The organism is Caulobacter hibisci (assembly GCF_016135805.1).
Lineage (GTDB): Bacteria > Pseudomonadota > Alphaproteobacteria > Caulobacterales > Caulobacteraceae > Caulobacter > Caulobacter hibisci.
Map to the genome: position 1 here is coordinate 673,048 of NZ_JADWOX010000001.1, position 12,391 is coordinate 685,438.

Genomic DNA, 12,391 nt, shown 5'->3' on the forward strand with positions numbered 1-12,391 from the left:
AACCTCCGCTGTTTAGAGGGGCGAGCACGCGTGCCTGGACCAGGCGCGCCTTGAAGAAGACTGACGGAGCCATCGACTTGTCCAAGCCCGCCCTTCGCGTCCTGATCCCGACCCTGGCCCTGCTGGCCGCCTGCTCGGATCCGGCCTCGCGCAGCCAGGCCCAGTCCATCCCCGACCTCGCCCAGCCGACCCGCAAGTCGCCGACCGACCCGATGTCGATGAAGGCCTCCTTCGCCCCAGTGGTGAAGAAGACGGCCCCGGCCATCGTCAACGTCGCCAGCCGCCGCGTCGTCCAGCGCCAGCAGTCGCGCGACCCCTTCTGGGACTTCTTCATGGGCGGCGGCGGCGGCGCGCCCCGGGCCCAGGTGCAGGGCTCGCTCGGCTCGGGCGCCGTCGTCCGCGCCGACGGGGTGATCATCACCAACCACCACAATATCGAGAACATGAGCGACATCACCGTGCAGCTCGCCGACCGGCGCGAGTTCCCCGCCACGGTGCTGCTCGACGACCCGCGCTCGGATCTGGCGGTCCTGAAGATCGACACCAAGGGCGAGCGCCTGCCGACAATCGCCATCGACGACCAGGAGCAACTCGAGGTCGGCGACCTGGTTCTGGCCCTGGGCAACCCGTTCGGCGTGGGCCAGACCGTCACCAACGGCATCGTCTCGGCCCTGGCCCGCACCGACGTCGGCGCGGCCGAGTTCGGCAGCTACATCCAGACCGACGCGGCCATCAATCCCGGCAATTCCGGCGGTCCGCTGGTCGACATGGATGGCGACCTGATCGGGGTGAACACCTTCATCATCTCGCGCTCGGGCTCGTCCAGCGGCGTCGGTTTCGCCATTCCGGCGGCCGTGGTGCGCCAGGTGGTCTCCACGGCGCTCGGCGGCGCCCACAGCGTCGTGCGGCCCTGGCTGGGCGTGCGCGGCCAGCCGGTCACCGGCGACATCGCCAAGGGCCTGGGCATGTCCACCCCGCGCGGCGTGCTGATCTCCGACGTCTATCCCGGCGCCTCGGCCGACAAGGGCGGCATCAAGGAAGGCGACGTCATCCTGTCGATCGACGGCCAGCCGGTGAACGACGAAGGCGGCGGCGCCTTCGCCATCGGCACCCACAAGATCGGCGACCGGGTGCCGGTGGTCGTCCGCCGCGGCGACCGCGAGCAGACCCTGACCGTCCGCGCCGACGCGGCGCCCGAAACCCCCGCCAAGGACGAGCGCACCATCACCGGCCGCAACCCCTTCGAGGGCGCCACGGTGCTGAACCTGTCGCCCGCCGCCGCCCAGGACGTCGGCGCCGACGCCTTCGCCGGCAAGGGCGTGCTGGTCACCAAGGTCGGCCAGGGCTTCGCGCTCAACGCCGGCCTGCGCCCGGGCGACTTCGTGCGCGAGGTCAACGGCAAGGCCGTCAACAGCACCGCCGACCTGGCCGCCGCCGTCCGTGGCGAGACGGGAACCTGGACCGTCGTCATCGAGCGCGGCGGCCAGCGCATCTCGGCGCGCTTCCGGACCTAGTCCCGGCGAACCCTCTCCCCTGCGGGAGAGGGTTCCCGCAGGGGGGCGAAACCCCTACATCTTCTCCCATGTCCGATCTCTTCCAAGCCGCCGGCCTGACGCCCCACGCGCCCGCGCCGCTGGCCGACCGTCTGCGTCCCCAGAGCCTCGAAGAAGTAGTGGGCCAGGAGCATCTGCTCGGCCCAGACGGCCCGATCGGCCGGATGGCGGCCGCCCACCGCCTGGCCTCGATGATCCTCTGGGGCCCGCCCGGCACCGGCAAGACCACCATCGCCCGCCTGCTGGCCAAGGCCGGCGGCTACGAGTTCATGCAGATCTCGGCCGTCTTCTCCGGCGTCGCCGACCTGAAGAAGGCCTTCGAGCAGGCCCGCATGCGCCGCCAGGCCGGCCAGTCCACCCTGCTGTTCGTCGACGAGATCCACCGCTTCAACCGCGCCCAGCAGGATGGTTTCCTGCCATTCGTTGAGGAGGGGATCGTCACCCTCGTGGGCGCGACCACCGAGAACCCGTCGTTCGAGCTCAACGGCGCCCTGCTGTCGCGCGCCCAGGTCTTCGTGCTCAAGCGTCTCGACGAGCCGGCGCTGGAAAGCCTGCTGGCCAAGGCCGAGGCGACCGAGAACCGCAAGCTGCCGGTCGACGCCGAGGCCCGCCAGGTGCTGATCGCGATGGCCGACGGCGACGGCCGCTACCTGCTGACCCTGACCGAGACCCTGCTGTCGATCGGCACGGACACGCCGCTCAATCCTACCCAGCTGGGCCAGCTGCTGCAGAAGCGCCGTCCCGCCTACGACAAGGACCGCGAGGAGCACTACAACCTCATCTCGGCCCTGCATAAGTCGGTGCGTGGCAGCGATCCTGACGCGGCCCTCTACTGGCTGGCGCGGATGCTGGAGGGCGGCGAGGACCCGCTGTTCATCGCCCGCCGCCTGGTGCGCATGGCGTCCGAGGACATCGGCGCGGCCGATCCGCTGTCCCTGCTGCTGACCACCGCCGCCAAGGACGCCTACGACTTCCTGGGATCGCCCGAAGGCGAGCTGGCCCTGGCCCAGGCCGTGGTCCACATGGCCAGCGCGCCCAAGTCCAACGCCGTCTACACCGCCTACAAGGCCGCCCGCCGCGCCGCCAAGGAGACCGGCAGCCTGACGCCGCCTGCCCATATCCTCAACGCGCCGACCAAGCTGATGAAGACCCTCGGTTATGGCGACGGCTACGCCTATGACCACGATGTCGAGGGCGGCGTCTCGGGCCAGAACTACTTCCCCGACGGCATGGCCCGCCCGAAATTCTACGAGCCCAAGCCGATCGGCGCCGAGGCCAAGGTCAAGGAGCGCCTGGACCACTGGAGCCAGATGCGGCGGGGTGGTAAGTAGGGCGAGTTTCAGCTTGCGCTCGCCCTATAATTGTTCTCTATTTGTTCGCGCAATGGCGACGTAGAGGCGGCAATGGCCAGAGCTGTCGATCCGGAGAAGCGCAAGGCCGATCTGGTGATCCGCCTCAAGCTCTTCACCACGAACGTGACGACCTACGGCTACGCGATCATGGGGGCGTCCTTCATCGACCCCTACATCAAGGGCGCAGGTTTCAAGACCGCCAGCTATGTGGGCATCGGGCTCGCGATCGTGTTTCACCTCCTGGCGTGGTATGCTGCTCCACACGGAGAAAAGTCATGACGCCGCTTGAGGCCATGATCTACATACTCGGACCGATTGGCATCGCCGTCGGCGTCTACGCTCTGTTCCTCAAGCGAGAGCTGAACGAGCTGGAAGCCCGGCAACGAGAGAAGCACTCCGCTGAGTAAGTCCCAGACGGGCGCGCCACGTCCGCCCCGCCGTCCGCCCGCCGCGCCCAAGCCCAAGGCCTCCGACACCCCGATCGCGCTCACCGACGACGAGATCGCCTTCACGCGCGCTTTGGTGATCCACGAGGACGACAGCGTCTTCGTGCTCAACAAGCCCGCCGGCCTGTCCAGCCAGGGCGGCCGCATCAAGGCCCATACGCTGGACGACCTGCTGTGGGCCCTGGCCCGCCGCGACCGGCCGCGGCCTCGCCTGATCCACCGTCTGGACCGCGACACCTCGGGCGTGATCCTCACCGCCCGCACCAAGCCGGCGGCGACCTTCCTGGGCAAGGCCCTGATGGGCAAGCGCTTCCGCAAGACCTACCTGGCCATCGTCGCGCCGGGCGCGCCCGAGCCGCGCGGCGGCCAGATCGACAAGGCCCTGCGCCGCGAGTCCATCGGTCGCGAGGCCTATATGCGGGTCTGCGAGGACGATCACCCCGACGCGGAAAACGCCCGCAGCCGCTATCGCACCCTGGCCGCCAACGCCCAGGCCGCGCTTGTCGAGCTTTCCCCCGATACCGGCCGCATGCACCAGTTGCGCGTCCACATGGCCTCGATCGGCCGGCCGATCGCCGGCGACAGCCGCTATGGCGGGGCGCTGATGCTGGCCGGCGCGCCGGTCCCGCGCCTGATGCTGCACGCCGCCCGGCTGGTCTTCCCGCATCCCGAGGGCGGCGAGCGTCGGATCGAGGCCCCGGTTCCCGACGACTTCAAGGCCGTGCTCGAAAAGCTGGACCTGGCGATCCCGGAACGCTGAACTTGGCCAGGCCGTTTGGAAGGCAAGGGAGAAGCGCCATGAAGATCGCCCGCCTTGCCCCGGCTCTCGTCGCCAGCGTCCTGGTCCTCGGGGCCTGCGCCACCGCCAAGCCCACCGTCTATCGGCCCCAGGCCACGGCGACTGACGTCGGCTTCGCGCAGTACAGGATGGAGGAGGGGCGCTATCGCGTGACCTTCCGCGGCGGCCCGGGCGCGCCCGTCGGCCAGGTCACCGACTACGCCCTGCTGCGCGCCGCCGAGCTGGCCCTGGCCGAGGGCTATCCCTGGTTCCGCGTCGCCGACCGCGTCACCCAGTCGACCGGGGGAGGGGGCGGCGGCCCGACCTTCTCGATCGGCGGCGGATCGGGCGGCTATGGCCGCCGCTCCAGCGTCGGCCTGGGCGTCGGCACGAGCTTCAACCTCGGCCCGGGGCCTGCGCTCAGCACCACGCTGGAAGTCGTGTTCGGCAAGGGGCCCCGCCCGCCCGGCGAGGCCTATGACGCCCAGAGCGTCGTCAACACCATCGGCAAGGGCATGGGCCGGATCTGACGCTTGCGCCGCCGCAGCGCCGGACCTAGCGTTCGCGGCGGAGGCTCCCATGCGGCTCGCCCTTTGCATCGTCGTGCTGCTTGCAACCGCCGGCCCGGCGCTTGCCCAGCCTCGTGACCCGCCGACTTTCTGGGCGAGCGGCGCGGGGCGCTCGGCGGCCTGCTTCCAGATGGCGGATGGCCGAGTGCGGGTTCCGGCCGACAACCACGTGCGCGTCGCCGACTATTCCATGGTCGGCGAGACCCTGCAGCTCGAGAACCTGCGCGACGAGGGCTGGCAGTCCTGGCATCCCGACCTGTACGGCACGCCAAGGCAGCGCGCGGCGAGAGAACGCGAGGCGGCGCGGATGGAGCGCGCGCTCGACGAAGCCTGGTACCTGCTGCGCGGTCTGCCGAAGGTGGAAAAGCGCGACGCTTCGCGGCTGGTGCTTCGATCCCGCGACGGGCGACGAGCCAGCTTCGTCGCCGTCCGCGTCTGTCGCGCCCTGGAAGGCTGATCGGGCCTAGGCCGCCGCACGCGCCGCATAGGGATGCACCGCCCGCAGCGAGGCGTGGCTGAGGCCGGCGGTCTCGGCGGCGGCGAAATAGCCTTCCTGGGGAAGGCCCTGCAGGCTGACCATCGGCGCCAGGCCGCGGGCCTCTCGGCCGAAGGCCATGATGTCGGCGGCGATCTTCTCGGCCGGGCCGCCCAGGTCGCAGGCGTCCAGGGTCAGGCCGGCCAGGCGGGCGTCGCGCAGGTGCTTGAAGGCTTCCTTGTCGGGCGGCACGCGGGCGACGACGCCGCGGGTCAGGGCCTTCAGCAGGCCGACCACTTCCAGCAGGCGGCCGGCGGGGGTGCCGCGGGTCACGTCCACCAGCTCGATCATCACGCCGCCGCGCAGCAGGGCCAGCGACAGGCCCGAGGTGCCGGTCAGCAGGTCGCGGCCGCGCTGGGTGCCCAGGGTGCGGAACGAGGCCGGCAGGACGAGGTCCGGACGGTCGTTGCCCTGCGCGGCCTTGGCGAAGGCCGCGCCGTAGCGCAGCGTCGCTTCGTCGATGAAGGCGATGTCCTTGTCGGCCAGCTTGGTGATCGCCCGGCCGCTGATCGAGCGGCCGGTGCCCAGATGGGTGACGATCGGCTCGACGCGAATGGCGGTGGTGATGTTGCGGCGCAGGCCGATCACGTGCTCCAGCGCGAAGTCGACCCGCAGGGCCGCCCCGCCGCTGGTGGTGAAGGCCACCGGCGTGCGGCGCATGTCGTCGCTGTCGTCCATCTCGACGCGGAACGGCGAGCGTTCGGAATCGCGTCGGGCGCGGGCGGCCAGCACCACGGACGGATCGATCGTGCGGCAGACGATGCCGCTGGCCTCGACCCCGATCACCGAGCGCACCCCGATGTCCTTCAGCTCGGCCGCGCCCAGCAGGTGTGTCAGCACGTCTTCCAGGATGCGGATGCTGGCGGCCTGGGCCGATAGGCCCTGGTCGTTGTGGGTGGCGATCAGGAAGTCGTCCTCGCTGACCCGCCCCCGCAGGTCGGCCCGGTCGAGATGTTCGTTCAGCTTCCGCTCGACATAGGTCCAGACGTCGGTGCGCTTCTGGTCCCACCAGTCGCCGGCCCAGCGGCGCACGGCCTTGATGCTGATCACGTTGACCGAACCGCGCCCGATCAGGTCTGAGGCGGCCAGTCGGCTCAGCATCGCCGGCGGCAGCGCCAGGCGTTCGGTCGTGTCGTCCGTGGGGGGCATGGAGGCGGGCATCGGACCGTGGGATTCGAGGGGTGAGATCAGAGCCTGCCCCGAGCGCCCTTAACCTCCGGTGCAGGAACAAGGTTGAGGTCGTCTTTACCTTGTCCTCAAGGCCTTGCCCGATAAGGCTCCGCTTGGTTTTGACCTGTTAATCTTTGGCGCGGCCCTTCATGGCGAAAGTTACCGGAACCAGGCAGCCTGTGCGCCCCCAGATCGACGGATCCGGACGGGCGCCCTGCAGCGCCAGGCGCGCGGCGTAGCCGAAGGTCGCGGCGGGCTGGGCGGCGACGATCTCGACCGGGCCGACGCGGCCTTCCGGAGTGATGTCGAACTGGAGAAGCGCCCAGCCTTCGACGGCCTGCCTGGCGAAGTTGCGTGGATAGCTGCGCTCCACAGAGAGATTGAGCGCCGCCGACCGGACGCCCGAGCAATCACGTTCTGTCGGGACCGCCAGCGCCTTCGGATAGGCCTTGGCCGTCGCCTCGGCCGTCTTGGGGCGCACCGAGAAGGCGCCGTAGCAGCCGGTCACCGGCCGGCCGGGGTGAAAGCGCGACTCCGCGATCGACGCGGCCGCCAGGTCGGCCAGCACCGGATCGCCGCCCTGGGTCGCGATGCGCACGTTGCGCACCTCGCCGTCCGCGTCGATGTCGTAGAGCACGCCGGCCCAGGGGGCGGCGAAGTCGCGCCCTTCGAACGAGCGCAGGTCCGGATGGCTGGTCAGGGCCGGGATGCGACGCGGCGCGCGACCGCAGTCGCCCCGCTCGGAGATCGCCGCGCGCACCCCCGTTAGGGGCTCGCGCTTCCGCCGGGCGACCACCTCCAGCAGGGTGGCGGTCGTGGCCTTGGCCTGGAGCGTGTAGGTCTGGGACACCTCGATGCGGCAGCCGCCGACCGGCTGGCCCGGCATGAACCGCCAGCGGGCGACGCCGGCGATCACCTCGTCGGACGCCGGGGCGTCGCTCGCCGGCTTCAGATCGGTCGGCGCGCCCTTGGCGTCGATGCCGAAGGTCACCGCGCTCACCGGGCGGTCGCCCCGCGCGGGGGTGTCGGGGGCCGATCCCGCCGGCAGATAGGCCGTGCTGACTTCCGGGGCGAAGGGCGCGCTGGCGACGACGCCCACCTTGCGGCCGTCGCACGACGCCACGCTCGGCGGCGGGCCGTAGGACAGGATCCGCTGGACCATGTCCTGCCGCTGCATCGGCGGCGGAATGGGCAGGGGAGACGCCAAGGCGCCGGAAGCGGAGAGGGCGCCCGGAGCGGCGATGACACATAGAGCCAGGGTGAAGGCGAGCCGGCGACGCATGCTATCTCCGCGGGAGCGTTTGGCGTGACGCTATGCAGGCGGGAGCGGCCGGGTCAAGCCGCCCTGGCGTTCGCACCTTGGCGTCAGGGGCGGGGCGGCGCATAAGGGGGCCATGACCAAGGTGCTTCTCGTCGCCGTGGGCGGCGCCGCCGGCTCCGTCGCCCGCTATCTCGTGGGTGCGGCCGCGCTGCGCTGGATCGGCCCGGGCTGGCCCTGGGGAACCATGACCGTCAATCTGGTCGGCGGCTTCCTGATGGGAATGCTGACCGGCTGGCTGGCGCTCAAGGCGACCGGCGAGCAGGAGACCCTGCGGGTGTTCCTGGGCGTCGGCGTCCTCGGCGGCTTCACCACCTTCTCGGCCTTCTCGCTGGACACCGCGCTGATGATCGAGAAGCGCGCCTACGGTCAGGCCTTTTCCTACACCGCCGCCAGCGCGATCCTCGCGCTCGCGGCCCTTTTCGCGGGCCTCTATCTCGCCCGCAGGATGTTCGCTGCATGAAGGAAGTCCGCACCCTCTACGTCGAAGGCGGCGAGGACGGCGTTCGTCTGGACCGCTGGTTCAAGCGCCGTTGGCCGCACCTGAACCACGTCCAGCTCAACAAGCTGTTCCGCTCGGGCCAGGTCCGGGTCGACGGTTCGCGCGCCAAGGCCGACACCAAGCTGGCCGCCGGCAGCCAGATCCGCGTGCCGCCGCTGCCCGACGCGCCCGATCCGGCAGACAAGGGCAAGCTGTCGCCGCGCGACATCGCCTATGCCCGCTCGCTGGTGCTGTATGAAGACGAGGACGTCCTGGCGCTGAACAAGCCCGCGGGCCTGGCCGTCCAGGGCGGCACCAAGACCACCAAGCACATCGACAAGTTGCTCAGCGCCTGGGGCGAGGGCGTCGATCGCCCGCGCCTGGTCCACCGCCTCGACCGCGACACCTCCGGCGTGCTGCTGCTGGGCAAGACTCCCAGCGCCGCCGCGCGCCTGTCGGGCGCCTTCGCCAAGCGCAAGGCCCAGAAGACCTACTGGGCGATCGTCACCGGCAACCCGCACCCGGTGGAAGGCGTCATCGAGCTGCACCTAGCCAAGCGCGGCGTCAACGATCGCGAGATCGTCGTGCCCGCCGATCCCAAGGACAAGGACGCCTCGCCGGCCGAGACCGAGTTCGTCACCATCAGCCGCGCCGGTCCGCGCGTCACCTGGATGGCCTTGCGCCCGCACACCGGCCGCACCCACCAGTTGCGCGCCCACATGAAGGCCATCGGCCACCCGATCCTGGGCGATCCCAAGTACGGCGACGAGAAGTCGGCCCAGCTGTCGGAAGGGCTGAAGCTGCAGTTGCACGCCCGCTCGATCCTGCTGCCGCACCCCAGCGCCGGCATGCTGCACGTCGAGGCCCCGCTCAGCCCCGAGATGCAGGCCGGCTTCGCCAAGTTCGGCTTCTCGGAAGACGAGGCCGAGCAGGATCCCTTCGCCCGGCGGCAGACCAAGCGCCGATGAGCCAGGACCTCGTCCGCCAGGCCTGGGACCTGCTCGGGCGAGGGCAGGCCGAGCCGGCGCTCGCCCTGACGACGGCGGGCGCGGCGCGGCCCAGCGCCATGCCGGGCCTGCTGATCGTCCACGCCGCCGCGCTCAAGGGCCTGGGCCGCCACGCCGAGGCCCTGCCGTTCAACGAGCGGGCGGTGCGCGCCGCGCCGCAGGACCGCCTGGCCTGGTACAATCTGGCCGCCACCAACGGCGATCTCGGCCGCCAGGCGGAAGGTGAGGCCGCGGTGCGCAAGGCCATGGGACTTGGCCTCGACGCGCCCGAGGCCTGGCTGGTCCTGGCCCGCGCGATCCAGTTTCAGCATCGCTACGACGAGGCCGAGGCCGCTTTCCAGGCCGCCATCGCCCGCCGCCCGGCCTTCGTCGACGCCCATCGCGATCTGGCCCAGTTGCGCTGGATGCGCACCGCCGATCTCGACCACGCCCTGGATCCGCTGAAGGCCGTGCTGGCCCGGCAGTCGGATCCGCGCCTGGTGCACGTCCAGGCCCTGGTCGAAGAGTTCGCCGGCCGGCCGGCCCGGGCGCGCGACAGCTTGAACGAAGGCCTGCGCCGCCATCCGGGCGACGTCCAGCTGCTGCTGAGCGCGGCCCATGTGGCCGCCGAACTCGGCGAGGCCGCCGAGGGGCTGGCCCACGCCCAGGCCGCCGCGCGCCGGGCGCCCGGCGCCCCTCCGGTGGTGAAGACCCTGGCCGAGGCCCTGCTGGCGACGGGCGATGCGGCCGGCGCCTCGGCCGCCGCCGGTTCGGTCCTGACCGCCTTTCCGCACGACCAGCACGCCCTGGCCATCCAGGCCACGGCATGGCGTATCCTCGGCGATCCCCGCCATGGGGCGCTCTACGACTATGGCGCCTTCGTTCGCCCCTACGTCTTGCCGACGCCGCAAGGCTGGCCCGACCTCGATAGCTTCCTGGCCGATCTGCGCGCGCGTCTCGGGCAAATGCACGACCTGGAGACCCACCCCCTGCAGCAGTCGTTGCGCGGCGGCGCCCAGGTGCAGTCGCTGCACGTCTCGCCTGAGCCCCTGTTCCAGGCCTTCTTCGCCAGCGCCCTGGCCACGGTCGAGCGCTACGCCGCCGAGATCGGGAAGGGGAGCGATCCATTGCGAAGCCGCCGCACCGGCCGCGCGGCCATCCAGGGCGGCTGGTCGGTCAGCCTCAAGCCGAACGGCTTCCACACTGACCACGTCCACCCCCAGGGCTGGATCTCCTCGGCCTTCTATATCGACCTGCCGCCAGGCGTGGACGACGCCGACAAGCGCGAAGGCTGGATCAAGTTCGGCCAGCCCGGCTGCGCGACCTTGCCGAAACTGGCCGCGGAGCACGCCGTGAAGCCCGCGCCGGGGACCCTGGTGCTGTTCCCGTCCTACATGTGGCACGGCACCGTGCCCTTCACCGGCGAGACGCGCCGCCTGACCATGGCCTTCGACGCGGTTCCGGCCTAAACAACCTCCCCCTCTGGGGGAGGCGGCCGAAGGCCGGTGGGGGGCCGTTTTCAGCTTCCGAAAAACCGGCCATATCGACCTTCGCCCCCCCTCCGATCGCTGCGCGATCGCCTCCCCCACAGGGGGAGGTTCATTGAACCAAGCAACGAGCCTCCCGTGTCCGACAAGCCCGACCTGATCGACAAGCCGCGCCGCTTCTACAAGGCCGCGACCGCCGGCGAGGCCAAGGACGGCGCCTTCCCGGTGCTGCTCGACGGCCGCACGCCCAAGTCGCCGCAGAAGAAGCCGCTGGCCCTGCCGACCCTGGCCCTGGCCCAGCTGGTCGCCGCCGAGTGGGAGGCCCAGGAGAAGGTCATCGACTCCACGGCCATGCCGGCCACGCGCCTGGCCTTCACCGCCATCGACCGCATCGCCGAGACCCGGGCCGAGGTGGCCCGCGAGGTCGCCGCCTATGCCGGCTCGGACCTGCTCTGCTACCGGGCCGACAACCCCACGCCCCTGGTCGAGCGCCAGGACCGCGAGTGGGGCGCCATGCTCGACTGGGCCAAGGCCGAGCATGGCCTGGCCCTGCAACCGGTGACCGGGATCATCCACGCGCCGCAGCCGCCGGCGACCCTGGCCGCCGTCGAGGCCTTGGCCCTGACCCTGGACGACTTCAGCCTAGCCGGCGTGGCCTATGCCGCCGGCCTGCTGGGCTCGACCGTCCTGGCCCTGGCCGTGCGCGCGGGCCGCGTCACCGGCCAGAAGGCGATGGACCTGTCTCGCCTGGACGAGATCTTCCAGGCCGAGCACTGGGGCCAGGACCAGGAAGCCGTCGACCGCGCCGCCGCCCTGGCCGTCGAGGCGGCCGTGCTCGAGCGGTGGTTCGCCGCCCTTCGCCGGTAGGGCCGGTGAGAAGCCTCCTCGTCTACGTCCTGGCGGCCGCGTGCGAGATTGGCGGCTGCTTCGCCTTCTGGACCTGGCTTCGGCAGGGCCGTTCGGCGCTGTGGGCGGTCCCCGGCGTCCTGGCCCTGGTCGCCTTCGCCTGGCTGCTGACCAAGGTCGAGGCCGACGCCGCCGGCCGGGCCTTCGCGGCCTATGGCGGCATCTACATCCTGTCGTCCATCGTCTGGATGCGGACGGTCGAGCAGGTGCGGCCCGACCGCTGGGACCTGATCGGGGCGGTGGTTTGCCTGGCCGGCGCGGCGATCATCCTGTTCGGACCCCGCACGGCCTAGTCCCCAAGCCTTGCCAGCCCCGCCGGGGCTCTTTACGCCTTTGGGTTCCAGTCCCTGCTTGGAGCCCACGACCTTGCAACACATCCTCGAAGAGCTGGATCGTCGTCGTGAGCAGGCCCGGGCCGGCGGTGGCGAACGCCGCGTGGCCGCCCAGCACGCCAAGGGCAAGCTGACCGCGCGCGAGCGGATCGACCTGCTGCTCGACGAGGACTCGTTCGAGGAGTTCGACATGTTCGTCGAGCACCGGGGCGTCGAGTTCGGCATGGCCGAGCAGAAGGTGGCCGGCGACGGGGTGGTGACCGGCTGGGGCACGATCAACGGCAAGGTCGTGTTCGTGTTCTCCAAGGACTTCACGGTGTTCGGCGGCAGCCTGTCCGGCGCGCACGCGGCCAAGATCGTCAAGGTCCAGCGCCAGGCGATGAAGGCCGGCGCGCCGATCATCGGCCTGTTCGACGCCGGCGGCGCGCGCATCCAGGAGGGCGTGGATTCCCTGGCCGGCTATGCCGACATCTTCCTC

At 71.0% G+C, this 12,391-nt stretch carries 15 protein-coding genes; 13 read left to right on the forward strand and 2 right to left on the reverse strand.

Features of this window, described 5'->3' with window-relative positions; all coding sequences use genetic code 11:
• Window positions 1-77 precede the first annotated feature (77 nt).
• The 7 genes from I4Q42_RS03225 to I4Q42_RS03250 all read left to right on the forward strand — a co-directional run bounded on the left by I4Q42_RS03225 (window position 78) and on the right by I4Q42_RS03250 (window position 5,155).
• Window positions 78-1,514, forward strand: coding sequence for a Do family serine endopeptidase (locus I4Q42_RS03225; RefSeq protein ID WP_232792788.1), 1,437 nt, complete (start codon window positions 78-80; stop codon window positions 1,512-1,514).
• 68 nt (window positions 1,515-1,582) lie between these two features.
• A complete protein-coding gene (locus I4Q42_RS03230) occupies window positions 1,583-2,884 on the forward strand; it encodes a replication-associated recombination protein A (protein ID WP_198574592.1) in 1,302 nt (433 codons plus the stop codon).
• A 72-nt stretch (window positions 2,885-2,956) separates the two neighbouring features.
• Complete coding sequence (locus I4Q42_RS03235; RefSeq protein WP_198574593.1) at window positions 2,957-3,184, forward strand: hypothetical protein; 228 nt, start codon at window positions 2,957-2,959, stop codon at window positions 3,182-3,184.
• Window positions 3,181-3,312 carry a hypothetical protein gene (locus I4Q42_RS26290; RefSeq protein ID WP_269816440.1) on the forward strand — a complete coding sequence of 44 codons (132 nt, stop codon included), beginning with the start codon at window positions 3,181-3,183 and terminating at the stop codon, window positions 3,310-3,312. Before I4Q42_RS03235 ends, I4Q42_RS26290 begins: the two co-directional genes overlap by 4 nt.
• Window positions 3,305-4,111 carry an RluA family pseudouridine synthase gene (locus I4Q42_RS03240; RefSeq protein WP_198574638.1) on the forward strand — a complete coding sequence of 269 codons (807 nt, stop codon included), beginning with the start codon at window positions 3,305-3,307 and terminating at the stop codon, window positions 4,109-4,111. Before I4Q42_RS26290 ends, I4Q42_RS03240 begins: the two co-directional genes overlap by 8 nt.
• Before the next feature lie 38 nt (window positions 4,112-4,149).
• Window positions 4,150-4,659 (forward strand): CC0125/CC1285 family lipoprotein, encoded by a 510-nt coding sequence (locus I4Q42_RS03245; protein WP_198574594.1) that lies wholly within the window; start codon window positions 4,150-4,152, stop codon window positions 4,657-4,659.
• 49 nt (window positions 4,660-4,708) lie between these two features.
• A complete protein-coding gene (locus I4Q42_RS03250; RefSeq protein ID WP_198574595.1) occupies window positions 4,709-5,155 on the forward strand; it encodes a hypothetical protein in 447 nt (148 codons plus the stop codon).
• 6 nt (window positions 5,156-5,161) lie between these two features.
• On the opposite strand, the gene I4Q42_RS03255 is transcribed toward I4Q42_RS03250, so the two are convergent.
• Both I4Q42_RS03255 and I4Q42_RS03260 read right to left on the reverse strand, forming a co-directional pair.
• Window positions 5,162-6,382, reverse strand: a complete 1,221-nt coding sequence (locus I4Q42_RS03255) for a hypothetical protein (protein WP_232792789.1) — start codon at window positions 6,380-6,382, stop codon at window positions 5,162-5,164.
• 148 nt (window positions 6,383-6,530) lie between these two features.
• Complete coding sequence (locus I4Q42_RS03260; RefSeq protein ID WP_198574597.1) at window positions 6,531-7,685, reverse strand: TonB family protein; 1,155 nt, start codon at window positions 7,683-7,685, stop codon at window positions 6,531-6,533.
• A gap of 112 nt (window positions 7,686-7,797) precedes the next feature.
• Between I4Q42_RS03260 and crcB the strand changes: the two genes are divergently transcribed.
• The 6 genes from crcB to I4Q42_RS03290 form a co-directional block, all read left to right on the forward strand.
• Window positions 7,798-8,184: a fluoride efflux transporter CrcB gene (crcB, locus tag I4Q42_RS03265; protein WP_198574598.1), complete on the forward strand. Its 387-nt coding sequence runs from the start codon at window positions 7,798-7,800 to the stop codon at window positions 8,182-8,184.
• Window positions 8,181-9,170 (forward strand): RluA family pseudouridine synthase, encoded by a 990-nt coding sequence (locus tag I4Q42_RS03270; RefSeq protein ID WP_198574599.1) that lies wholly within the window; start codon window positions 8,181-8,183, stop codon window positions 9,168-9,170. Before crcB ends, I4Q42_RS03270 begins: the two co-directional genes overlap by 4 nt.
• On the forward strand, window positions 9,167-10,657 hold the full coding sequence (locus I4Q42_RS03275) for a putative 2OG-Fe(II) oxygenase (RefSeq protein WP_198574600.1): 1,491 nt from the start codon (window positions 9,167-9,169) through the stop codon (window positions 10,655-10,657). Before I4Q42_RS03270 ends, I4Q42_RS03275 begins: the two co-directional genes overlap by 4 nt.
• A gap of 156 nt (window positions 10,658-10,813) precedes the next feature.
• A complete protein-coding gene (locus I4Q42_RS03280) occupies window positions 10,814-11,542 on the forward strand; it encodes an ATP12 family chaperone protein (protein ID WP_198574601.1) in 729 nt (242 codons plus the stop codon).
• 5 nt (window positions 11,543-11,547) lie between these two features.
• On the forward strand, window positions 11,548-11,874 hold the full coding sequence (locus I4Q42_RS03285) for a YnfA family protein (protein WP_198574602.1): 327 nt from the start codon (window positions 11,548-11,550) through the stop codon (window positions 11,872-11,874).
• Window positions 11,875-11,947: 73 nt separating this feature from the next.
• A partial coding sequence (locus I4Q42_RS03290; protein WP_332873003.1) for a carboxyl transferase domain-containing protein occupies window positions 11,948-12,391 on the forward strand: 444 nt, incomplete at its 3' end.